The organism is Acinetobacter sp. YH12226 (assembly GCF_013417805.1).
GTDB lineage: Bacteria > Pseudomonadota > Gammaproteobacteria > Pseudomonadales > Moraxellaceae > Acinetobacter.
Genome location: NZ_VPDG01000013.1, coordinates 42131 through 63675, shown reverse-complemented (window position 1 = coordinate 63675; position 21545 = coordinate 42131). Strand labels below are relative to the sequence as shown.

Sequence of the window (21545 nt, the reverse complement as noted above, 5' to 3'; positions counted from 1 at the left end):
ATCAATATAAGGAAATTTGCTCATGAATAACAAAAATAACTGGTCACTTTATGAAGTGTTTGTGCGTAGTAAACAGGGTCTAAGTCACCGTCATGTCGGCAGCCTGCGTGCACCGGATGAGGAAGTCGCACTACAAAATGCCCGCGATGTATATACCCGCCGCAATGAAGGCATCAGTATCTGGGTGGTGAAATCTGAATTGATTACCTCTTCACAGCCAGATGAAAAAGCAGAATTTTTTGAACCTGCTTTGGACAAGGTTTATCGCCATCCAACCTTTTATAACATTCCAGCTGGCATCGAGCACATGTAAAGGGAAAGGTGAAGAGTATGACAAATCAAGTATTGGCAGAATTTCTTTTACATGTGGGTGACAGTCAACTGATCCTGTCACATCGTTTGGCAGAGTGGTGCGGCCATGCTCCTGAACTGGAGCTGGATATCGCCTTGGCCAATATCGGACTGGATTTACTCGGTCAGGCACGTACCGCACTCAGTCTGGCCGGTGAAGTGGAAGGGTTGGGCCGTGATGAAGACAAGCTGGCTTATTTCCGTACCGAGCGTGAATACCGTAATTTGCTGCTGTGCGAACAGCCGAATGGTGATTTTGCCCAGACTCTGGTGCGCCAGTGGTTGATGGATCACTACCACGCTTTATTGTTTAGCGCCTTAAGTCAAAGTCAGCATGCTGAACTAGCTGCTTTTGCAGTGAAATCACTCAAAGAAGTGAAATATCACCAGCGTTTTTCCACCACCTGGATGGAACGTTTAAGTTTAGGTACAGCAGAAGCGCATGAAAAAACCCAACAAGGTCTAAACCAGTTATGGCGTTTTACCGAGGAACTTTTTGTCCTGACGGCTGATGAAAGACAGTTGGTCGATAGCGGTGTCATTCCAGATATTGAACATTTAAAAGCACAGTGGCTGGAGACCATTACAGCCGAGTTAGCCCGATTTAAATTAAGCCTGCCAGAGCTGGGTGCTTATCGTAGTGGGGCTAAACAGGGTTTACATACAGAACATCTCGGTTTTGTTTTGACTGAACTGCAATACATGCAGCGCTCATATCCAAACATGAACTGGTAATTCGGCACAATCACAGGGAGTGAGTCGCATGAATCTGATTCGACACGTAGAAGATCAATGTTGGGACGTTTTACAGCAGGTTTCTGATCCAGAGATTCCGGTATTGTCAGTGATTGATCTGGGCATGGTTCGTGGCGTCGAGCTGAATCAGCAGGATGAAATTGTGGTGCGACTCACGCCGACCTATAGCGGCTGTCCGGCCACGGATTTATTAAAAGCAGAAATTACCCAGGCTTTCGAGGCGAACGGTTTGACGCCGGTCAAAGTCATTGTGGATCTGTCTCAAGCCTGGACTACGGACTGGATGAGTGAATCGGGCAAACACAAATTACAGCAATATGGTATTGCCCCGCCGCAAGGCCAGTCACATAGCTGTGGTACGCATGTGGCATTGACCGATGGCATCACCTGTCCACAGTGCTTAAGTAACAACAGCAAATTATTAAGTGAATTCGGTTCGACCGCCTGTAAAGCTTTATATCAATGTCGGGACTGCTTAGAAACTTTTGACTATTTCAAATGTATTTAATTGTAACGATTGCGCGGTGGGCAGGGTAAACCAATAACAAGCCTGAACACCGCCACCTAAAAGAAGGATTTTGCCATGAGCCAATTTATACCATTAACCATTAAATCGATTCAGCCACAAACCGAGCAAGCGATCTGCATTGCCTTTGATCTCGCGCCTGAGCAGTTGGATACTTTTCAATATCAGCCGGGTCAGCACCTCACCATTCGTCATTTAACCGATGACGGCGAGCTGCGCCGCTGCTACTCGATCTGCAGTGATACTCAGGAAGACATGAGCATTGCGATTAAAAAAATTGATCAGGGTCAGTTTTCAACCTGGGCCAATGCGCATCTCAAAGCGGGCGATGTACTAGAAGTCATGCCACCGCAAGGGGTGTTCTTTCAGAAAGCCGCCAAGGCTGGTGGCCAGAATTATCTAGGATTTGCAGCAGGCAGTGGCATTACGCCAATTTTATCGATTGTAAAGTCGGTGTTGAACCGTCAAGCGGAAGCAACATTCACTCTGGTATATGGCAACCGCTCCTGGAAACAGACCATGTTCTCTGAACAGATCATGGACTTGAAAGACCGTTTTAAGGAACGTCTGCAACTGGTAAATATTTTTTCACGTGAACTGAATGACAGTGACATCTTTAATGGTCGGATTGATGCAGACAAATTGCAGCAGTTATTTCAGGCCAATCTGATTTCTGCCGAAGCAGATCACTGTTTCGCTTGCGGTCCTGAAGAAATGATGACAGCAGTCGAAACGGTATTACCGACTTGGGGCATTCAACGCAGCAAGATTCATACCGAACGCTTCAATACGGGTACTGCACCGAAAGCAACCGCCCAGCAGATGGAAAGCCGCAGCGAAGAACGCGTCAATATCATCCTCGATGGTCGCGAGCTGATTGTTGAAGTCTCTAAGCAGGATGACAGTATTTTAGATGCTGCGCTACGTGCCGGAGCCGACCTGCCATATGCCTGTAAGGGCGGCGTTTGTGCCACCTGTAAATGTAAGGTGTTAGAGGGACAGGTTGAAATGGCGGTGAATTACAGTCTGGAAGAAGATGAAATTCAGAAAGGCTATGTGCTCAGTTGTCAGGCACGTCCAACCACGGCCAATGTCCGACTCAGTTTTGATGAATAAAAGCTGAATTTACAGCACCGCGAGCATAGCAGGAGTTCAAGGATGACCTACATTAAAACCAGCTCACCCAAGCCGGGTGTGGTACTGATCGAGCTAAATCGTCCAGAAAAGCGCAATGCTTTAAACAATGCCACCTTGCAAAACATTGCAGCCTGTCTACAGGACTTGGAAACAGATGCTGCTGTGAAAGCTGTGGTCATCACCGGAAATACGCAATGCTTTGCTGCCGGTGCTGATTTAAATGAGCTGGCGCAGTTAGATGTGGTCAGCATCCAGCAAGACCAACGCCCACTGCTCTGGAAAAAAATTGATGAATTTTCCAAGCCTTTAATCATGGCCGTAAATGGTTATGCTTTTGGTGCAGGTTTCGAGTTGGCTTTGCATGGTGACATGGTGCTGACCGGAGAAAATGCCCAGTTTGCCTTGCCTGAAATCGGTTTAGGTATGTTGCCGGGTGCCGGTGGAACCCAGCGTCTGGCCCGTCTGGTCGGTCAGCAATTAACGATGCGCTGGGCCATGACTGGTGAAATGATTTCGGCACAAACAGCCTTGCAACATGGCATTAGTAGCCAGGTTTGTCCGGCAGGATTGACCGTGCAATACGCACTGGAACTGGCAGAAAAAATTGCCAAGCAGGCACCGCTGGCCATTCGTGCCATCAAGCAATCTTTAAAGTCGATTCATGAAGTGACTTTAAGTCAGGGACTGAAACTTGAACGTCAACATTTTGTCTGGCTGGCGGCGACCCAAGATCGCCAGGAAGGCATCAATGCATTTTTAGAAAAAAGAAAACCAGAATTTAGAGGTGTGTAATGGATTATCAAACAATTATTGTCGAAGAAAAAAATGCAGTGGGCTACCTGACCTTTAACCGTCCAAAACAGCTCAACAGTTTTAATGAAACCATGCATCAGGAAGTCTCTAAAGTCATCAAGGCCTGGGCCAAAGACAGCCAGATTCGTGCCGTAGTGATTTCAGCAGAAGGTCGTGGTTTCTGTGCTGGTCAGGATCTGAATGATCGTGTGGTCGATCCGAATGCCGATGCACCGGACTTAGGCCTGTCGATTGAAAAATACTACAACCCTTTGATCAAGCTGATTACCGAAATGCCTAAACCCGTGATTTGTGCGGTGAATGGTGTGGCAGCAGGGGCAGGCGCCAATATTGCCCTGGCGTGTGACATTGTGGTGGCAGCAAAATCAGCCTCATTTATTCAAGCCTTCTGCCGTCTTGGTTTGGTGCCAGATTCAGGCGGTACCTGGTTCCTGCCGCGTCTGGTCGGCCGTGCCCAAGCGATGGGTCTTGCCATGCTTGGCGATAAAATTCCGGCTGAGCGCGCAGTACAACTCGGCATGATCTGGCAAGTGGTTGAAGATGAGCAATTGCAGGCAGAAGCGAAAAAACTGGCAGAGCATCTGGCGCAGCAACCGACCTATGGTCTGTCCCTGATCAAAAAAGCCATTCATGCCGCAGCAGAAAACAATTTGGATGAGCAGCTCATTCTGGAACGTGACCTGCAACGTCTGGCTGGACGTTCAAGCGATTATAAGGAAGGTGTACAAGCCTTTATGCAGAAGCGTACCCCTGAATATAAAGGATGCTAAATCATGCAACAGATCAATTTGGAACAAGTCAAAGTTGCTGTGGTCGGTGCTGGAACCATGGGGATTGGCATTGCACAACTGGCAGCCATGCACGGGCATCCGACCTATGTGTTTGATCTCGATCGCAGCAAAGTTCAGAGTGCCTTGACTGCTTTAGAGGCGCAGCTGAGCAAGCGCGTACAAAATGGCAAAATGACCCAGCAATTGCTGGAGAGTACCTTCGCCAATCTGATTGTGGCAGAGGACATTCAGCAGCTTGCCGATGCGGGCTTAATTATTGAAGCCATTGTTGAAAAGAAAGAAGTGAAGCAAAACCTGTTTCAACAGCTGGCTGCCATTTGCCCGGAACAGACGATTTTTGCGTCTAATACTTCTTCAATTTCCATTACCGCAATTGCCTCGGCGATTCCACATCCTGAGCGAGTGATTGGTCTGCATTTCTTTAATCCGGCGCCGGTGATGAAACTGGTCGAGATTATCCGCGGACTGAAAACCTCACCAGCGATTGCCGATGCAGTATTTGATCTGATGAAGGACTGGAACAAGGTTCCGGTGCGAGCCAAATCGACCCCCGGTTTTATCGTCAATCGTGTCGCACGACCGTATTATGCCGAGGCCTTTCGTGCCTTGCAGGAAAATGCCACCACCCCGGAACAGCTCGATTACATCATGCGCGAATGTGGCCGTTTTGCCATGGGGCCGTGTGAACTTACAGATCTGATTGGGCAGGATGTGAATTTCTCGGTCACACAAAGTGTCTATCAGGAATTTTTCTATGAGACACGCTACCGCCCGTCCTTGATTCAAAAAGAACTGGTCGATGCCGGTTGTTATGGTCGCAAGTCCGGTCAGGGTTTTTATGATTACGCTCAGGCCAAGCCTGCACCTGTATATGAATTGCCAGTGTGTTATGCCAAGTCGCTGAATAAGCTCAAAGTCACAGTAAAAGGTGAATGGCTACATTCCTCAGTACTGATTGAACGTTTAAAACAGGCCTCTCATGTAGAGCTGAGTTTTCAGGCAGCAGAACAGAATGAAATCCTGATTGGTGACCTTTCTCTGCGATTATCGCTTGGCGAATCAGTTGAACTTACCTATCCGCATGAGCCTGTGGTGTTGATGGACTGGCATTCAGATTGGACAAATGCTCAAGCGATTCCAGTCGTTGCATCACCGGCGTGTAGTGCTGAACAGTGCCAGGCAGTGGAGCTATTCCTCATAGGTATGGATATGATACCTATTTGGTCTAAGGATCATCCCGGTCTTTATGTTATACGTAGTATTGCCATGTTGGTGAATGAAGCCTGTGAAGCAGTATTGCATGATATTGCATCAGAACAAGATATTGATTCTGCTATGAAATATGGCGTTAATTATCCTTGTGGTCCATTCGAATGGGCAGATAAAATTGGATATTACACAATTTTACAAATTTTAGAAAATATGTATCGTATTTATGGTGAAGACCGCTATATAACTAGTATATATTTAGCAAAGAAAGCGGTGCAGGGACATGCACAGAAAACTCAGCAGCAACCATTACTCGTTGCTGGCTAAAAGGAAGAATCATGGAACAGGTTTATATTTTTGATGGAATTCGCACCCCGATCGGACGCTATGCCGGTGGACTGAGCAGCATTCGTGCTGATGATCTGGCAGCGCTACCGATTCAATATCTGAAAGATCAGCATCCTGCCTTGCCATGGGCAGAACTGGATGAAGTGATCTTGGGCTGTGCCAATCAGGCCGGTGAAGATAACCGCAACGTGGCGCGTATGGCTGCTTTACTCGCAGGGTTGCCTGAATCTGTTCCAGCGCTCACCGTGAACCGCTTATGTGCTTCAGGTCTGGATGCCATTGGACTGGGAGCACGTGCCATCAAATCGGGTGAAGCACAATTTGTTTTGGCGGGTGGTGTAGAATCCATGAGCCGAGCGCCTTTCGTGCAATCCAAACCTACGACTGCCTTTAGCCGTACCCCTGAAATTTATGACACCACCATTGGCTGGCGTTTTATCAACCCAAAATTTAAAGCACAGTTTGGCGTTGACAGCATGCCGGAAACTGCCGAAAACGTCGCTGAAAAGTATCAGATTAGCCGTGCAGACCAAGACCTGTTTGCCTATCACAGCCAGCAGAAAACCGCAGTAGCGCAGCAAAAAGGTATTTTTGCCGAAGAAATTCTGCCAGTCGAGGTTAAAGGTCCGAAGAAAACCACTCTGACCATTTCCCAAGACGAGCACCCGCGTGCAGAAACGACGCTGGATAATCTGGCAGCCTTGAAAACCCCATTTCGTAAAGAAGGCGGTTCAGTCACCGCTGGTAATGCTTCGGGTGTTAATGACGGGGCGGCTTGCGTATTACTCGGCAATCAGCAGTTTGCTGAGCAGTATGGTTTGCGCCCGAAAGCTAAAGTGATTGGAATGGCCAGTGCCGGTGTGGAAGCCAAATATATGGGCATTGGGCCGGTGCCAGCAGTACATAAAGTGCTGAAACAGACTGGACTCAGTCTGGAACAGATGGACGTGATTGAGCTGAATGAAGCTTTTGCTGCGCAGTCACTGGCCGTGATTCGTGAACTCGGCTTGCAAGACGATGATTCCAGAATTAACCCGAATGGCGGTGCCATCGCCTTGGGTCATCCGCTGGGTATGAGTGGCACCCGTCTGGTGATCACGGCCATGAAAGAACTAAAACGCTGTAAAGGCAAATATGCACTCTGCACCATGTGTGTCGGTGTGGGTCAAGGTGTGGCACTGGTTTTAGAAAATATGGATTAAACACATCATTCAATCAATGAATTAAACCGTGGTCAGGAAGACTGCGTCAGGAGTAAGAATATGAATAACAATGCAATGGAAAAAATTGAAAAAGTATCGGTTGATGAGTTACGCAGTGTTCAGCTACAGCGTATGAAAAAGACGTTGCAACATGCTTATCAGAACAGTCCGGTTTATAAAAAGAAATTCGATGATGCTGGCGTGCATCCAGACGATTTTAACTCACTGGAAGACCTGGCGAAATTCCCGTTTACCACCAAACAGGATTTACGCGATAACTATCCGTTTGGTATGTTCGCTGTTCCACAGGAACAGATTGTACGTGTGCACGCATCTTCTGGCACCACCGGTCAGCCGACCGTAGTGGGTTATACCCAAAATGATATTAATGTCTGGTCAGACGTGGTGGCGCGTTCCCTGCGTGCAGCCGGCTTGAGCAGCAAAGATATCATTCAGGTGTCTTATGGTTATGGTCTGTTTACGGGCGGTCTAGGCGCGCATTATGGCGTTGAACGCTTGGGTGCAACCGTGATCCCAATGTCTGGCGGACAAACCGATAAACAGGCGCAACTGATTCATGACTTTAAACCAACAGCACTGATGGTTACGCCATCTTATTGTCTGAATATTATTGAAGCGCTGGAAAAGAAATTTGGTACAGCCAAAAACTGTTCGATTAAAACCGGCGTCTTTGGTGCAGAGCCATGGACCAATGAAATGCGCAAGGAAATTGAAGAGCGTCTCGGCATTGATGCCTTGGATATTTATGGCCTGTCAGAAGTGATGGGCCCGGGCGTCGCCATGGAGTGTCTGGAATCCAAAGATGGCCCAACCATTTGGGAAGATCATTTTTATCCGGAAATTATCCATCCTGAAACCGGTGAAGTGCTGCCCGATGGCGAACTCGGTGAACTGGTCTTCACCACCATTACCAAAGAAGGCATGCCGGTGATCCGTTACCGTACCCGTGATCTGACCCGTTTATTGCCTGGCACGGCACGTACCATGCGCCGTATGGACAAGATTGTTGGCCGCAGTGATGACATGATGATTATCCGTGGAGTGAATGTGTTTCCGTCGCAGATTGAAGAGCAGATTTTACAGATCCAGCAACTGATTCCGAACTATCAGATCCAGATTTGTAAACAAGGCCATCTGGATACATTGCATATCCGTACCGAAATGCGTAAAGATAGCAGTGATATTATGGCGCACCAGCTGGCAACTCAGCTAAAAAGCCAGATTAAAACCATGGTTGGTATCAGTGTCAGTGTCGAAGTTTTGCCAGAAGGCAGTCTGCCACGTTCTGAAGGCAAGGCACAGCGCGTTTTCGATATCCGCAAGTCTGCATGAAGTCCTACTGGATGATGACTAAATGGTCTATCATCCAGTTTCTACAAGGTAAAGTTAAGCGTAATGAATCCGAAATTAAAACAAATCATTGATGACTTTATTCAAAATGAAGCACTCAGCGGAACCTCATTAATCATGACCATCTTCGGTGACTGTATTTTTCATCGCGGTGGCATTATCAGTCTGGCCAGCCTGATCCAGCTCATGGATGTCTTCGGCTTTAATGAACGTTCAGTAAGAACTGCTGTATTTCGTCTGGTACAAAATGGCTGGCTGTTCTCGGAGAAAATTGGCCGCACCAGTTATTACCGTGTCACCGAAAGCAGCCGCCAGCGTTTTATTATGGCGGATCAAAAAATTTACAGTTTTAGCCATCAGGAATGGGATCAAAAATGGGATCTGGTACTACTCAGTTCGGTAGAACTGGAAAATAAACTGGTTCTGAAAAAAGAACTGGAATGGCTGGGCTTTGCCAATATCGCCACCAATGTCATGGCCTATCCGGGCTGTGATCATCAGAAACTGCAAAACCTGCTGCTGAACTTGAAAATGACTGACCAAGTCGTGGTGTTTAAGGCAGAAACTTTGCAGCTCTGGCAGGAATCCTATCCAACTGTAAAACGCATGGTTGCTACCAACTGGCCGGTGCAGGAACTGCATCAGCGCTATGAAAAATTCATTGCAGATTTCCGGGAATTCTTTCATCTGGTGGAACAGGAAGATGAGCTGGATCCGGTTCAGGCTTTTCAGTTACGTATTTTGCTGATTCATCAATTTCGCCGGATTTTATTAAAAGATCCAAATCTGCCTTTTGAATTATTGCCCTCCAACTGGCTTTCCCTGAATGCCCGTAATCTGAGTAGTAATTTATATCAAACCGTGGTTGCGGCAGGTGATGAGTTCTTTATGGAGATCGCCCGAACTTCGGAAGGTTCGATGCCGCCGGTGCATCCACAATTTTATAAACGCTTTGGCGGTTTGCGATTAGAAGCCGTCAGCTAATCTAATTCTGCATTTTTAAAGGAATAAAATAATGCCGTGTTATGCCATTGATGGTGTGATTCCTGTGGTCAGCCCTCGCGCTTATGTGCATCCGCAAGCCGTTCTGATCGGGGATGTGGTGATTGAAGAGGGTGTATATATCGGGCCTTTCGCTACTTTAAGAGCCGACTTTGGCGGGATTCACATCCAGAAAAATGCCAATGTTCAGGACTCATGCACCATTCATGGCTTTCCCGGCAGTGTCACGCTGGTCGAAGAATGTGGCCATATCGGACATGGCGCGATTTTACATGGTTGTATCATTCGCAAAAATGTATTGGTCGGCATGAACAGCGTGATTCTTGATGAAGCCGAGATTGGTGAAAATACCATTGTTGGTGCTAATAGTACGGTTAAAGCCAAGGCCCAAATTCCGGAAAATTCATTGGTACTCGGTAGTCCAGCACGGGTCATCCGTCCCCTGGACACCAAAGAAATTGCTTGGAAAAGCAAAGGGACACAAGAATATATTCAGCTGACAGAGCGCTGTCTTTCCTCAATGCAGGAGGTCAGTCCTTTAACAGAAGTCTCCACAGACCGGCTCAGTTACAAAGCGTTTAAGGCAGATTATCAGATCAAGCAGAATAGCTTGAATGACTAAGTTAAGAACATGATTCTATTAAATAGATGAATTCTGCATTTTAAAAACAGGAAGTAACTGAAACCAAATTCCAACTGCATTCCCTGACCGTCTATTTAGACTGAAATAAAACTGGTCTGGAAAGCATATATATGGAAAATAGGGAATTTAAAGATCATTTCTCCCAGCAGTCACAGGACTATGCTTTGTTTCGTCCGCATTATCCGGATGCATTGGGAAAGCTATTGGCAGAGCTGTCACCAGGTACTAAATTGGCTGTAGATGTCGGCTGTGGTTCTGGACAGCTTTCAGAAGTTTTGGCGAATTACTTTGATCAGGTGCTTGCTATTGATGCGAGTGCTGAACAGCTTGCCCAAGCCAAACCGCATCCAAAAATTCAGTATGGTCAGGCACTCGCTGAAAAGATTCCGTGTGCTGACCAGAGTGTTGATCTGATTTCGGTGGCTCAAGCAGCGCATTGGCTCGATCTGGAAAAATTTTACGCAGAAGTTCGCCGGATTGCTAAACCCAATGCCATTCTGGCTTTAATTAGCTATGGCGTATTCAGTGTGGATGAGCCCCATCTGAATCATTATTTTAAGCATTTTTATGAAGTCACGCTTGCACCGTACTGGCCACCTGAACGTCGCCATGTAGATGAAGGATATAAAAATTTACCATTTCCATTTCAGGAAATTGCGACTCAGCCACCGGTATTGCAGGTTGAATGGAATTTTTATCAGTTAATTGGTTATATGAGTACTTGGTCAGCCGTGAAAGCAGCAACTCAAGCACTCGGACATAATCCATTAAATGTACTGGCAGATGCCTTATTGCCAGAATGGGAAGATCCAGAATTGCCCAGAGTCATTCGCTGGCCATTATCAGTGCGTGCGGGGCGTATAATCGTTTAAAAAAATATTAGAGCTAGAATCTGTTTATTGAACAATGAATTGAATATTCACGGCTCAGAATTATCGCCCTAGAATCATTTCCAGCACAAATTTAGAACCAATAAAACCCAGTGCCAGCAAGCCAAAACCGAGCAGGGTAAAGCGCACGGCTTTCTGGCCACGCCAGCCAAACTTCCAGTGTCCGATTAATAGGGAACCATAAACCAGCCAGGAAATAATACTGAACGCAGTTTTATGTGCCAGATGCTGGGCGAAGAAATTGTCGATGGTGAAAAAGCCAAAGCCCAAAGCGAGGGTAAGCAAAACAAAACCGGTCATCAGCATATCAAACAGGAGCGATTCCATGTCCTGATAAGAAGGTAGCAAACTGACCCAGACCCGGCGTTTCTGCTTCTTTTTCAGCTCACGATCCTGAAAGCGTAAAATTACGGCCTGAATGGTCGCCATGAGCAATACCGCATAAGCAGACAAAGACAAAATAATATGAATATCCAGACCCAAAGAGTTTTGTGCGATGATTTTTGCAGGCTGAGTAAACACAAAGCCGAGGATCAAACCTGTGGCAGCTACTGGAATTCCGATCAGATTCAGGGCGATAATTGGACGATAAGTACTGTAAATAATGCTGAGTAATAGCATTAGACCGGAAGTAAAGGAAAACAGGGCAAAGACATCATAATTGATGCCCAGCGGGGTATGCATATCGCCATATAAAACCAGTGCATGCAGGCTCAGGCCAAGCAGTGCAGTTAGCGAGACAAACCATTGATTAGGAGCACGTTTAGACATTAAATGAATGAACAGATACCAGAAGGAAGCGGTATAAGCGACTAATGCTAAGATCGTATAAACCAAGGGGAGGCTAACCATGTCAAACCTTTTTAAGGGTGATGAATATTCATTTATATAAATTCGCTGCGAACTACAGTATCCTATAGCATTCTATGCATAAATTTTCTATTTTAAGAAACAATTTTTTGCTCATGGCTATTTTAAGCGGATTTTGCAATGTTTGATACCTTAACAGAACGACTCACGCAGAGTTTAAGAAATGTTACTGGCTCAGGGCAGCTAACCGAAGACAATATTAAAGATACGTTACGTGAAGTGCGTATGGCGCTTCTTGAAGCCGATGTTGCGTTACCTGTAACTCGTGAATTCATCGCGAAAGTTAAGGAAGAAGCATTGGGCCAGGAAGTGATGACTCAGTTATCTCCTGGGCAGGCTTTTGTCAAAATCGTTCATGACGAATTGACCAAAATGATGGGCGAGGCCAATGAAAGCCTCGACCTCGCTGCAAAACCACCTGTAGTTGTCCTGCTCGCAGGCCTGCAGGGTGCAGGTAAAACAACAACTGCAGCAAAACTTGCACGTTTCTTACAAGAACGTCAAAAGAAAAAAGTCGCGATGGTCTCTGCCGATGTGTATCGTCCAGCTGCGATCAAACAGCTACAGACTGTCGCGGGTGAAGTCGGTGCGATTTTCCTGGAATCTAGCGCAGACGAAAAACCGATTACGATTGTGAATCGCGCGATTGAACAGGCAAAAATCCAATTTGCCGATGTGCTGATTGTCGATACGGCAGGTCGTTTGCATATCGATGATGACATGATGGGTGAAATCAAAGAGCTGCATGCAGCGATTAACCCGACTGAAACCCTGTTCGTGGTCGATGCCATGACCGGTCAGGATGCGGCAAACACCGCCAAAGCATTTAATGATGCCTTGCCTTTAACTGGTGTGATCCTGACCAAAACTGATGGTGATGCGCGCGGTGGTGCAGCGCTTTCAGTACGCGCGATTACCGGCAAGCCAATCAAATTCTTGGGTATGGGTGAGAAACTCGATGCCTTGGAGCCATTCCATCCTGAGCGTGTTGCACAGCGTATTCTCGGTATGGGTGATGTACTTTCTTTGGTCGAAGAACTTGAACGCAAGGTCGACAAAGAAAAAGCCGAAAAAATGGCGAAAAAACTGCAAAAAGGCGGCAGCTTCAACTTTGAAGACATGCTGATGCAGTTTGAGCAGATGAACAAGATGGGCGGCATGATGGGCTTCCTGGACAAACTTCCTGGCATGAGCAATGCCGGTCTGCAAGATGCGTTGGCGCAAGCCAATCCTGAAAAGCAGGTCAAGAAAATGGAAGCGATTATCCAGTCGATGACTATCAAAGAGCGCCGTAACCCGGACTTGATGAACCCAAGCCGTAAAAAACGTATCGCAGCAGGTTGTGGTATGGAAGTGGCAGAAGTCAACAAGCTGATCAAGCAACATGCCCAAATGGCCAAGATGATGAAAAAATTTGCCAATCCATCCGGTATGGCAAAAATGATGAAGTCACTCGGCGGCTTGCAGAAACAGTTTGGCGGCGGCGGTGGTATGGGTCCATTGTTCGGCGGCAATGACAAGAAATAAGTTTTGTTTTAAAAAAAGGCGCAATATGCGCCTTTTTTTATTGCGAATAAATAGTCAAACCGGTTTAAACAAAACAACATTTACTTACCCAAAATAAAAATCCGATCAGGCAGACTCGGGAATATCAGCACAAAATAAAGAGAAATTTCAAATGAACCAAGTAATTGTCGTACATGGTTATACTGCAAGCCCGGAAGAAAACTGGTACCCATGGATTCAGGAAAAAGCCCAACAGGAAAATGTCAGTTTAAAAGTCCTCCGGCTGGATCCATCAACTACACCGACACTGGACACCTGGGATCAGCAAATGCGTGAACAGATTGCTGCAATTGACGAGGATAGTATCTTTATTGCACATAGCTTGGGAACTGTGGCCGCATTGCATTACTTATCCAGAGAATTAAAACAGCAGAAGATTCAGCAACTGGTATTGATTGCGGGATTTAATGGCCGGCTGGGCCGCCTAGATGAAGTGAACCCTTTTATTGATGCCGCTGAAATCAATTTTGATTTACTCAAACAGCAGGTTGCAGAGCGTGTAGTGATCTACTCCGAAGGAGATGACCGGGTTGCACCAGAATTTAGTCTGGAACAGGCGGACAGCCTGGATGCGATTGTGGTGAATGCCAAGCATCACGGACATTTTATTGATTCACAAGGCTGTACTGATCTGCCGGAACTCTGGAAAGTGATCGAGCCTTATCTGATTAAATCCGAAGTTTAAGCATGTTATTGTATTCGCTAAATTTTAAAATTTAACATGAGATGGTGTTCAAAAAGGCACTTGAATTCCATCTCCAGACTGTTTAAAACTGATTTTTATCGACGCCGTTTGCGTTCAATAATTATAAGTAATGCACTATGAAAAATATAATAAAGAAAGTCTATATCGTGCCGGATTATCAGGCAACGTCAAATGATCACTGGTATCCGTGGCTGAGTCGTCAGCTTAAAAATGCCGGTTTTGAGTCCAAGCGGATTATGCTGGCCAACCCTTTTCAACCCAATTTAGAAGAATGGCAGCAGAACCTGAAACTGCACATTCCGCAGATGGATGAACATACCTTTTTAGTTGCACATGGCCTGAGTTGCGTCAGTGTTTTAAACTTTTTACAGGAACATTATATTCAGCAGCAACGCAAGATCGGTGGCATCATTCTGGTCTCGGCCTTTGATACACCGCTGGTGGCCTGGTCAGAACTGAATAAAATGTTGCAGGCTGTCCGGCTCGATTTGAAAAACTTACCCTATAGCTATAAACGTGCGGTGATGCTGATCTCCAGTAATGATCCCTATGTACCTGCACCGATTTCCTTGCGTTTAGCCCATAGCTTGAATGCACAAATTTTTGAGATCAAAAAAGCCGGGCATTTCAATAAATCTGATAGCTTTGCCGAATTCCCTCAATTGCTGGATATTATCAAACAGTGTCTGGCAAATGAGCTGCAAAATGCTGCAGGCCTTTAAGTAAAAGATCCGGTTCAATCCGGGGCTGATACTGACCGAGATGCTGCGCAAATAGCGGGGCATCTCCACCGGTTAAAACCAGCTGTGCCGGGAAATCACGCAGTACTTTTTCAATGGTGCTCAGCAGGCCCAGCAGAATGCCATGATGTACCGCATCGATGGTATTGCGTCCGGGATTGAGTTCAGAAAAAGCGGCATCTGGAATTTTAATGCCTTTGGTATTCTGAATTAGGGAATCACGTTGCAAGTATAGATTTGGCAGAATAAAACCGCCCAAATGTTGTTGCCCTTGCGCCAAATCAATAGTCAGCGCCGTACCACAACTAATCACACAATAATTTTCATGCGCTTGCGTCGCGACCGCAAGTACCTGCAACCAGCGGTCAATCCCTAGTTGTGAAGGTTCATCATAACCACAGATCAGACCTGCATATTCTGCCTGTACCTGAGCAAAAATGACTGGAATATGCAGGCTTTCTAAAATGCTGAGAATGCGCTCATTATTGATTTTATCCTGGACTGAGGATAGACCTACCTGATGCAAGCCCAGCGCTTTGAAATGCTGAATCAGGCCAAGTAACAAATCAGCAGGGGACTGTAAATGTAATTCTGCTGCCTGTTCAATAATCTGATCATGCTCGGTAATCCAGTATTTAAGCCGGGTATTGCCGATATCCAACCATAATTTTTTCATTGCTGTATGCCTGTTCATCCACCGTGTTTAAGGCGGAGCTGTCCCTGATAAAAGGTCTGGATTCCCTGATCGGTCAAAATCTTGACTGCACCATCGTCCTGAATCCCCAGAAAAGTACCGGAATATTGCCCTTGCACATCGGTAAATTCAACCGTTTGTTGCATAAATGCAGCCGATCGATTGAAACGCGCCGCCAGGTTTTGACTGCCATAATTAAACCATTGCCCGGCTTGCTGAATCGCCAGATATAACTGGGCAATCAGCTCGACTCTTGAGGTATGTGATAATCCCAACTCGTTCAAGGAGCTAACCTGCTGATCTGGAAGGTCAGTGAGCAGAGGATCGATATTTAAACCTACACCGACCACCACCTGTGTAGATGAAATCGGCTCGACCAGAATGCCGCCCCATTTTCCGTGCAGGCTATACAGGTCATTCGGCCATTTCACCTGTAATTCCAGGCCTTTTAGACTGGGCATTTGCAGGATATTTAACGCAATTTCTAGCGCCAGACGACCATCGATGGGTTTTTGTGTATGCAGCAATGTGCTTAAATAGATGTTCCCTTCAGGTGAAATCCACTGACGTTGACGCTGTCCACGGCCTTGGGTCTGCACATGACTGCACACCAGAACCTGCTGCACCCCCTTCGTTGCCAATTCGCGTACATCATCATTGGTCGATGTGGTAATCGGTTTGATGAGTAATACTTCCGGGAGTTGGCCTGCATCGCTTAATCGTTGTTGCAGTTCACGAGTTTCTACATCCATTTGAATCTAAACGTGGTAAATATCGTTATGGAGTTAATCATATATTTATTGATTGGTGCAATTGCCGGATTCACCGCAGGCCTGTTTGGGGTCGGTGGTGGTTTGATTATTGTGCCGATCCTGTACATTGTTTTTACCCAGCTTCAGTACGATCCCAGCGTGATTATGCATATGGCGGTGGGCACTTCCTTGGCAACGATTATTGTGACTTCTATCAGTTCGGTGATGGCGCATCATCAGCGAGGGGCAGTACTATGGCCTGTGTTTCGTAATCTGGCGCCAGGTCTGATTATCGGTTCTTTCCTAGGTGCGGGGATTGCCGATTATTTATCTGGTCAGGGTTTGCAGTTAATGATTGGCTTCTTTGCGGTCTGGGTGGCATTTAGAATGTTCAAGGGAGCGCATATCCAGATTGATCCGAATCAAAAATTGCCTTCAACCCCGGTACAAATTGCTGCAGGTGGTGGGATCGGTGTGGCATCGGCGATCTTTGGGATTGGCGGGGGAAGTCTGACCGTCCCATTTCTGAATCGCTGCGGAATCGTGATGCAAAAAGCCGTAGCGACCTCTGCGGCTTGTGGATTGCCAATTGCAGTCGCAGGTGCGCTGGGTTTTATCTGGTTTGGTAAACAGGCGCAGGTCACCGTGCCAAATACCATTGGCTATATTCATATTTATGCCTTTATTGGCATCAGCATGATGAGTTTTTTCACTGCCAAGCTGGGGGCAAAAGTGGCACATCTGCTTTCACCGGCCGTATTAAAAAAATGTTTTGCTGCTTTACTGACCACCGTCGGCCTGTATTTTATTTATCAAGGTTTTATGGCCTGATTTAAACTTTTTTACCGTATTAGGAGAATAGATGACTATTCTCCTTTTTTATGGGCTTGAGTTGGCTATATAGACATAAGATTGTCTGACAATGTCAAAGTATTTATGGATAAAAACCCGTTTAATAGCGACATAGTCCAAATAAAGGGCTAAACCAGTATCCATAAAAATAAAGACAGGAACGGTATGCCATTAGAACAAGCGCACAGTTTGTCTGAGCAGATTGCCAAGCACATTAGCGAACAGATTATTCGCGGTGAACTGGTCGAAGGCGAACGTATACAGGAACTCAGGATTGCCTCGGAGCTTGATGTCAGTCGGGGTTCGGTTCGTGAAGCCCTGCTTTTGCTGGAACGCACCCAGCTGATTGAAATTTTCCCGCGCCGTGGGGCGATTGTCTCGGAAATGTCGGCCTTGCAGGTACGTGCCTTATTTGACATGACCTCATTATTGCTCGGGCAAATGGTGCATCGCATGGCGGAAACCTGGCGGGTGCATGAAGCTGAGCGCATTCAGCTATTATTAGAGCAATTGGAAGCAGAAACTCGCCAAGGACACACTGAAAAGTTTTATGATCTGATCTTTCAGGGCATGGCCCAGCAGCATGAGATGGTGGGGAATCCTTATCTGATGCGCTACTATCAGGAACTGCTGCCATCTTTACGTCGGAGCTATTTTCTGACCCTGAATATTTCCAGACGCGAGTTACAGGAATCTTTTGACTTATTTAAACTGGTCACTGAAGCAATTTTGATACGAAAAAGCCATCAGGCCACTTTATTTATGGAAGATTTTTGTCGACACTTGCGCAACCTTGTGTTGGAATCTCTGACACGGATGAAACAAATTGAACTCGCGTGGGCCAGACGCTCACGACGTTAAATCAGGACATTATGCGTTTAAGCAGTTTAAAACTTTCAGGCTTTAAATCTTTTGCCGACAGTACCACTTTACATTTTAAAGATAATCGTACTGCGGTCGTGGGACCGAATGGTTGTGGTAAATCCAACGTCATTGATGCCATACGCTGGGTCATGGGCGAGTCCAGTGCACGCCAGTTGCGTGGTGGCAGCATGCAGGACGTCATCTTTACCGGAACTGCCAAGCGTAAACCGGTGGGCATGGCCAGTGTAGAACTGCGCTTTGACAATACCTATGGCAAGCTGGGCGGTGCTTATAATGCCTATAATGAACTGGCAGTACGCCGTCAGGTCAACCGCGATGGCAAGTCTGAATATTTTCTGAATGGCAGCAAATGCCGTCGTCGTGATATTACCGATATTTTCCTGGGTACTGGTCTTGGTCCGCGTTCCTATGCGATTATTGAACAGGGCATGATCAACCGTCTGGTCGATGCCAAGCCCGATGAAATGCGGGTCTATATTGAAGAAGCGGCTGGGGTATCGCGCTATCAGGCACGTCGCCGTGAAACCATGCTACATCTGGATCACACCACACAAAACCTGTCGCGTCTGGAAGATATCGCCTCTGAACTGAAATCTCAGCTAAAAACCCTGAAACGTCAGTCGGAAAGTGCGATTCAATATAAAGAACTGGAAGGGCAGATCCGTACCATCAAGATTGAAATTCTGTCTTTTCAATGTGAGCAAAGCCAGCGTTTACAGGAAGAATATACCCTTGAGATGAATACGCTCGGGGAAAACTTTAAGCTGGTGCGCTCCGAACTGACCACCGTTGAACATGATTTAGGCAGTACAAGTGAACTGTTTCAGCGTCTGATTCAGCAATCCACCCCTTTGCAAAGTGAATGGCAACAGGCCGAGAAAAAACTGGCTGAACTGGAAATGACCCTGCAACAAAAGCAGTCTCTGCTAGAGCAAAATTCCACCAGTCTGGTCAAACTGGAACAGCAAAAAGCTCAAACTAAAGAGCGTTTACAGTTGATTGAACTGCAACTCGATACTTTACAGCAGCAATTTGAAGATCAGCAGGCGCAGTTGCAGCAGCAAGATGGTCAGAGTCAGGCGCAAAGCCAAAACTTGACTGAGCTCAAAGCTCAACATAGTAATGTGGCAGCGCAATTTACCCAGATCAAAACCCAGGTCGAACAGCAGCAACAGCGTAAATTACAGATGTTGGCTCAAAGCGAGCAACTGGCAAAGAATATTGAGCGGATTGAACAGCAGAAACAGACGCTCCAACAGCAAAGTGCACAGATTCAGCAACAGGCGGAGCAAGATGAGCTGGAGCAGTATCAGGCAGACAAAGCCCAAGCTGAACAGCAAATCGCTGACTATGAAATTCAATTAACAGATTTAAAAACTCAATTCGAGCAGATTCAGGCAGAGCAGGCGACCCATCAGCAGCGCTTGATGCAGCTCAAATCTGAAATTCAGGTGCTTCATTCAGAAAAGAAAAACCTGAGTCAATTACTGACCAAAGCCAAGCCAAATGCCAAGAGTGATGCGGTACAGCTGATGCATGTACTTAAGCTCAATGATGCAGGCAAGGTACATGCCAGCCTGATCGAAAAGTTTCTGGCAAAATGGCTATCTGCCCAGATTTTGACAGAGGGCGAGCACTTCCTTGAAGATTGTGCGCGTCAGTTAAAGCAACAGGCTGTTCAGAATAAAATTCAGATTGCCAATACGATGTGTCTGGCCGATTGGATTGAATCTCCACATTATTCACTGTGGCAACAAGTCGCGGTCGTAGATACATTAGCGCAAGCATTGCCTCTTCAAACTGAGTTATTACAAGGCCAGACATTACTGAGTTTAGATGGCTACCATGTTGGTGCGGATTGGATGATTGCACTGGACTATGATGAAGCTAGTCAGGCCGGACAAGGTGCATTGAGTCATCGAATCCGTCTGGATGAAATCGAGCAGCAACTTGCAGAACTTGAACCTAAGTTTATGCAGTTGGAGCAGCAGTTACCTGAACTCACCGATCAGGTTAAAGCTTTGCAAAGCCGGATTCAAAGCATCAGTGAGCAGCACAAGCATACCCAAAAGCAGCTGCAGCAACTCGATGTCAATATTGCCAAAGTACAAAGTAGTGCTCAGGCTTTCGCATTGCAAAAGCAGCAATTACAGCATCAGTTACAACAACTGGATGAGCAGCTTGAAGAAGATGCCATGCAGAAAGATGATCTGGAAATTGATCTGCATGCCTTGAATATCAAACTGGAACAGGCGCTACCAAATTATAAAACCCTGCAATTCCAGCTAGAAGAATTGAGTGCTCAGCTGGATGACTCACAGCAGCTCAATCAGCAAGCGCAGCAGGAACTGGAAGTGTTGCGCCGGCAAAATGTGCAAAGCCAGCAGCAGATTGAATTACTGGAAAAAGATCAGGTTTTCCTAAAAGAACAGTCTCAGCAAATTACTGCACAAATCGAACAAGCCAAAAAGTTTGTCGATCCGGTACAGTTGGAATTACCTGCTTTACAGAGCCAGTTCAATGAACAGGCGCAGATCACTGAAAAGCTGCAAAAAACCTGGGCCGACTGGCAGGTTGAATTAAATCAGGTGCAGAGCAAACAGCAGCAGCTGACCGAACAGCGTCACAGCTTCCAGCAGCAGGATGAAAAACTCCGCACTACACTGGAAGAAAAACGTCTGGCCTGGCAGGCTGCCAAATCTGATTTGCAGCATTATTCTGAACAACTGAAAGAGTTGAATAGTGAAGTAATTTCCGGACTCGATATTGATGTTAAAGCACATCAGGCGAAACTGGAAAAAGCTCAGGCTCAGTTTGATAAACTCGGTGCAGTCAATCTGGCGGCTTCTGAAGAATATGAAGAAGTATCAAAACGTTATGAGGAACTGAGTCACCAGATGCAGGATCTGGAAAATACGGTTGAACAGCTACAGGCTGCGATGAAGAGTATTGATCAGGAAACCCGTAAACTGTTTATGCACACGTTTGACCAGGTCAATGCTGAACTGCAAAACCTGTTCCCGAAAGTGTTTGAAGGCGGTGAGGCGAGTTTAAGCCTTGAAGATGGCTGGCAGTCGGGTGTAAAACTCATGGCCCGACCACCAGGTAAGCGAAACAGCTCATTGGCCTTACTCTCGGGTGGAGAAAAGGCTTTAACTGCATTAGCATTGGTATTCGCGATTTTTCGCTTAAATCCGGCACCATTTTGCGTACTGGATGAAGTCGATGCACCGCTGGATGATGCCAATGTGGGACGCTTTTGTAATTTAGTCAAAGAGCTTTCTGAACACGTGCAATTTATTTATATTACCCATAACAAACTTGCAATGATGATGGCGACTGATCTTTTAGGTGTAACCATGCCTGAACCGGGAACATCAAAATTAGTGACAGTTAATTTGGAACAGGCAAAAGAATACGGCCTAGCTGCGGAGGTATAAT

At 46.3% G+C, this 21545-nt stretch carries 21 protein-coding genes; 18 read left to right on the top strand and 3 right to left on the bottom strand.

Annotated features, from left to right (window positions below; all coding sequences use genetic code 11):
* Nucleotides 1–22 precede the first annotated feature (22 nt).
* From paaB to FTV08_RS12205, 12 genes are all read left to right on the top strand, one after another.
* Complete coding sequence (gene paaB / locus FTV08_RS12260; RefSeq protein ID WP_004279183.1) at nucleotides 23–313, top strand: 1,2-phenylacetyl-CoA epoxidase subunit PaaB; 291 nt, start codon at nucleotides 23–25, stop codon at nucleotides 311–313.
* Between the two features lie 17 nt (nucleotides 314–330).
* A complete protein-coding gene (paaC, locus tag FTV08_RS12255) occupies nucleotides 331–1086 on the top strand; it encodes a 1,2-phenylacetyl-CoA epoxidase subunit PaaC (protein WP_180087427.1) in 756 nt (251 codons plus the stop codon).
* A gap of 28 nt (nucleotides 1087–1114) precedes the next feature.
* Complete coding sequence (paaD, locus tag FTV08_RS12250; protein ID WP_004279185.1) at nucleotides 1115–1615, top strand: 1,2-phenylacetyl-CoA epoxidase subunit PaaD; 501 nt, start codon at nucleotides 1115–1117, stop codon at nucleotides 1613–1615.
* A gap of 75 nt (nucleotides 1616–1690) precedes the next feature.
* Nucleotides 1691–2749: a 1,2-phenylacetyl-CoA epoxidase subunit PaaE gene (gene paaE / locus FTV08_RS12245; RefSeq protein ID WP_180087426.1), complete on the top strand. Its 1059-nt coding sequence runs from the start codon at nucleotides 1691–1693 to the stop codon at nucleotides 2747–2749.
* A 42-nt stretch (nucleotides 2750–2791) separates the two neighbouring features.
* Complete coding sequence (locus FTV08_RS12240) at nucleotides 2792–3562, top strand: enoyl-CoA hydratase-related protein (protein ID WP_005104871.1); 771 nt, start codon at nucleotides 2792–2794, stop codon at nucleotides 3560–3562.
* Complete coding sequence (gene paaG / locus FTV08_RS12235) at nucleotides 3562–4353, top strand: 2-(1,2-epoxy-1,2-dihydrophenyl)acetyl-CoA isomerase PaaG (protein ID WP_004279188.1); 792 nt, start codon at nucleotides 3562–3564, stop codon at nucleotides 4351–4353. The genes FTV08_RS12240 and paaG overlap by 1 nt, the downstream gene beginning before the upstream one ends.
* 3 nt (nucleotides 4354–4356) lie before the next feature.
* On the top strand, nucleotides 4357–5910 hold the full coding sequence (locus tag FTV08_RS12230) for a 3-hydroxyacyl-CoA dehydrogenase (RefSeq protein ID WP_180087425.1): 1554 nt from the start codon (nucleotides 4357–4359) through the stop codon (nucleotides 5908–5910).
* A gap of 11 nt (nucleotides 5911–5921) precedes the next feature.
* Nucleotides 5922–7133 carry a 3-oxoadipyl-CoA thiolase gene (gene pcaF / locus FTV08_RS12225; RefSeq protein WP_180087424.1) on the top strand — a complete coding sequence of 404 codons (1212 nt, stop codon included), beginning with the start codon at nucleotides 5922–5924 and terminating at the stop codon, nucleotides 7131–7133.
* Between the two features lie 60 nt (nucleotides 7134–7193).
* Nucleotides 7194–8486, top strand: a complete 1293-nt coding sequence (paaK, locus tag FTV08_RS12220; protein ID WP_159138559.1) for a phenylacetate--CoA ligase PaaK — start codon at nucleotides 7194–7196, stop codon at nucleotides 8484–8486.
* A gap of 63 nt (nucleotides 8487–8549) precedes the next feature.
* On the top strand, nucleotides 8550–9488 hold the full coding sequence (gene paaX, locus FTV08_RS12215) for a phenylacetic acid degradation operon negative regulatory protein PaaX (RefSeq protein WP_180087423.1): 939 nt from the start codon (nucleotides 8550–8552) through the stop codon (nucleotides 9486–9488).
* Nucleotides 9489–9519: 31 nt separating this feature from the next.
* The gene (locus tag FTV08_RS12210) at nucleotides 9520–10128 is read left to right on the top strand and encodes a DapH/DapD/GlmU-related protein (RefSeq protein WP_180087422.1); all 609 of its coding nucleotides are present in this window, start codon (nucleotides 9520–9522) and stop codon (nucleotides 10126–10128) included.
* 131 nt (nucleotides 10129–10259) lie between these two features.
* Nucleotides 10260–11021 (top strand): class I SAM-dependent methyltransferase, encoded by a 762-nt coding sequence (locus tag FTV08_RS12205; protein ID WP_004279194.1) that lies wholly within the window; start codon nucleotides 10260–10262, stop codon nucleotides 11019–11021.
* Between the two features lie 60 nt (nucleotides 11022–11081).
* Here the strand turns inward: FTV08_RS12205 and FTV08_RS12200 are convergent, their stop codons facing one another.
* Nucleotides 11082–11891, bottom strand: coding sequence for an inner membrane protein YpjD (locus FTV08_RS12200; protein ID WP_044109193.1), 810 nt, complete (start codon nucleotides 11889–11891; stop codon nucleotides 11082–11084).
* 138 nt (nucleotides 11892–12029) lie between these two features.
* Here FTV08_RS12200 and ffh point away from each other — a divergent pair, with 138 nt between their 5' ends.
* The 3 genes from ffh to FTV08_RS12185 all read left to right on the top strand — a co-directional run bounded on the left by ffh (nucleotide 12030) and on the right by FTV08_RS12185 (nucleotide 14903).
* Complete coding sequence (ffh, locus tag FTV08_RS12195) at nucleotides 12030–13436, top strand: signal recognition particle protein (protein ID WP_004279196.1); 1407 nt, start codon at nucleotides 12030–12032, stop codon at nucleotides 13434–13436.
* Between the two features lie 151 nt (nucleotides 13437–13587).
* Nucleotides 13588–14160, top strand: a complete 573-nt coding sequence (locus FTV08_RS12190; RefSeq protein ID WP_180087421.1) for an alpha/beta hydrolase — start codon at nucleotides 13588–13590, stop codon at nucleotides 14158–14160.
* Nucleotides 14161–14297: 137 nt separating this feature from the next.
* The gene (locus FTV08_RS12185; protein WP_180087420.1) at nucleotides 14298–14903 is read left to right on the top strand and encodes an alpha/beta hydrolase; all 606 of its coding nucleotides are present in this window, start codon (nucleotides 14298–14300) and stop codon (nucleotides 14901–14903) included.
* On the opposite strand, the gene FTV08_RS12180 is transcribed toward FTV08_RS12185, so the two are convergent.
* Entirely contained in the window at nucleotides 14857–15597 is a 741-nt protein-coding gene (locus FTV08_RS12180; RefSeq protein WP_180087419.1) for a type III pantothenate kinase, read from the bottom strand. The genes FTV08_RS12185 and FTV08_RS12180 overlap by 47 nt on opposite strands.
* A gap of 14 nt (nucleotides 15598–15611) precedes the next feature.
* Nucleotides 15612–16367, bottom strand: a complete 756-nt coding sequence (locus tag FTV08_RS12175) for a biotin--[acetyl-CoA-carboxylase] ligase (RefSeq protein WP_180087418.1) — start codon at nucleotides 16365–16367, stop codon at nucleotides 15612–15614.
* 27 nt (nucleotides 16368–16394) lie between these two features.
* Between FTV08_RS12175 and FTV08_RS12170 the strand changes: the two genes are divergently transcribed.
* The 3 genes from FTV08_RS12170 (at nucleotide 16395) to smc (ending at nucleotide 21544) form a co-directional block, all read left to right on the top strand.
* Complete coding sequence (locus tag FTV08_RS12170) at nucleotides 16395–17198, top strand: sulfite exporter TauE/SafE family protein (RefSeq protein ID WP_005107741.1); 804 nt, start codon at nucleotides 16395–16397, stop codon at nucleotides 17196–17198.
* A 186-nt stretch (nucleotides 17199–17384) separates the two neighbouring features.
* Nucleotides 17385–18080, top strand: coding sequence for a GntR family transcriptional regulator (locus tag FTV08_RS12165; RefSeq protein ID WP_005262529.1), 696 nt, complete (start codon nucleotides 17385–17387; stop codon nucleotides 18078–18080).
* An 11-nt stretch (nucleotides 18081–18091) separates the two neighbouring features.
* Nucleotides 18092–21544 (top strand): chromosome segregation protein SMC, encoded by a 3453-nt coding sequence (gene smc / locus FTV08_RS12160; protein WP_005251063.1) that lies wholly within the window; start codon nucleotides 18092–18094, stop codon nucleotides 21542–21544.
* Nucleotide 21545: the final 1 nt, after the last annotated feature.

What these genes read in the sequence shown, in the direction of transcription:
- paaB (WP_004279183.1), top strand. Translation starts at nt 23, where the DNA reads ATGAATAACAAAAATAACTGGTCACTTTATGAAGTGTTTGTGCGTAGT.
- paaC (WP_180087427.1), top strand. Translation starts at nt 331, where the DNA reads ATGACAAATCAAGTATTGGCAGAATTTCTTTTACATGTGGGTGACAGT.
- paaD (WP_004279185.1), top strand. Translation starts at nt 1,115, where the DNA reads ATGAATCTGATTCGACACGTAGAAGATCAATGTTGGGACGTTTTACAG.
- paaE (WP_180087426.1), top strand. Translation starts at nt 1,691, where the DNA reads ATGAGCCAATTTATACCATTAACCATTAAATCGATTCAGCCACAAACC.
- FTV08_RS12240 (WP_005104871.1), top strand. Translation starts at nt 2,792, where the DNA reads ATGACCTACATTAAAACCAGCTCACCCAAGCCGGGTGTGGTACTGATC.
- paaG (WP_004279188.1), top strand. Translation starts at nt 3,562, where the DNA reads ATGGATTATCAAACAATTATTGTCGAAGAAAAAAATGCAGTGGGCTAC.
- FTV08_RS12230 (WP_180087425.1), top strand. Translation starts at nt 4,357, where the DNA reads ATGCAACAGATCAATTTGGAACAAGTCAAAGTTGCTGTGGTCGGTGCT.
- pcaF (WP_180087424.1), top strand. Translation starts at nt 5,922, where the DNA reads ATGGAACAGGTTTATATTTTTGATGGAATTCGCACCCCGATCGGACGC.
- paaK (WP_159138559.1), top strand. Translation starts at nt 7,194, where the DNA reads ATGAATAACAATGCAATGGAAAAAATTGAAAAAGTATCGGTTGATGAG.
- paaX (WP_180087423.1), top strand. Translation starts at nt 8,550, where the DNA reads ATGAATCCGAAATTAAAACAAATCATTGATGACTTTATTCAAAATGAA.
- FTV08_RS12210 (WP_180087422.1), top strand. Translation starts at nt 9,520, where the DNA reads ATGCCGTGTTATGCCATTGATGGTGTGATTCCTGTGGTCAGCCCTCGC.
- FTV08_RS12205 (WP_004279194.1), top strand. Translation starts at nt 10,260, where the DNA reads ATGGAAAATAGGGAATTTAAAGATCATTTCTCCCAGCAGTCACAGGAC.
- FTV08_RS12200 (WP_044109193.1), bottom strand. Translation starts at nt 11,891, where the DNA reads ATGGTTAGCCTCCCCTTGGTTTATACGATCTTAGCATTAGTCGCTTAT.
- ffh (WP_004279196.1), top strand. Translation starts at nt 12,030, where the DNA reads ATGTTTGATACCTTAACAGAACGACTCACGCAGAGTTTAAGAAATGTT.
- FTV08_RS12190 (WP_180087421.1), top strand. Translation starts at nt 13,588, where the DNA reads ATGAACCAAGTAATTGTCGTACATGGTTATACTGCAAGCCCGGAAGAA.
- FTV08_RS12185 (WP_180087420.1), top strand. Translation starts at nt 14,298, where the DNA reads ATGAAAAATATAATAAAGAAAGTCTATATCGTGCCGGATTATCAGGCA.
- FTV08_RS12180 (WP_180087419.1), bottom strand. Translation starts at nt 15,597, where the DNA reads ATGAAAAAATTATGGTTGGATATCGGCAATACCCGGCTTAAATACTGG.
- FTV08_RS12175 (WP_180087418.1), bottom strand. Translation starts at nt 16,367, where the DNA reads ATGGATGTAGAAACTCGTGAACTGCAACAACGATTAAGCGATGCAGGC.
- FTV08_RS12170 (WP_005107741.1), top strand. Translation starts at nt 16,395, where the DNA reads ATGGAGTTAATCATATATTTATTGATTGGTGCAATTGCCGGATTCACC.
- FTV08_RS12165 (WP_005262529.1), top strand. Translation starts at nt 17,385, where the DNA reads ATGCCATTAGAACAAGCGCACAGTTTGTCTGAGCAGATTGCCAAGCAC.
- smc (WP_005251063.1), top strand. Translation starts at nt 18,092, where the DNA reads ATGCGTTTAAGCAGTTTAAAACTTTCAGGCTTTAAATCTTTTGCCGAC.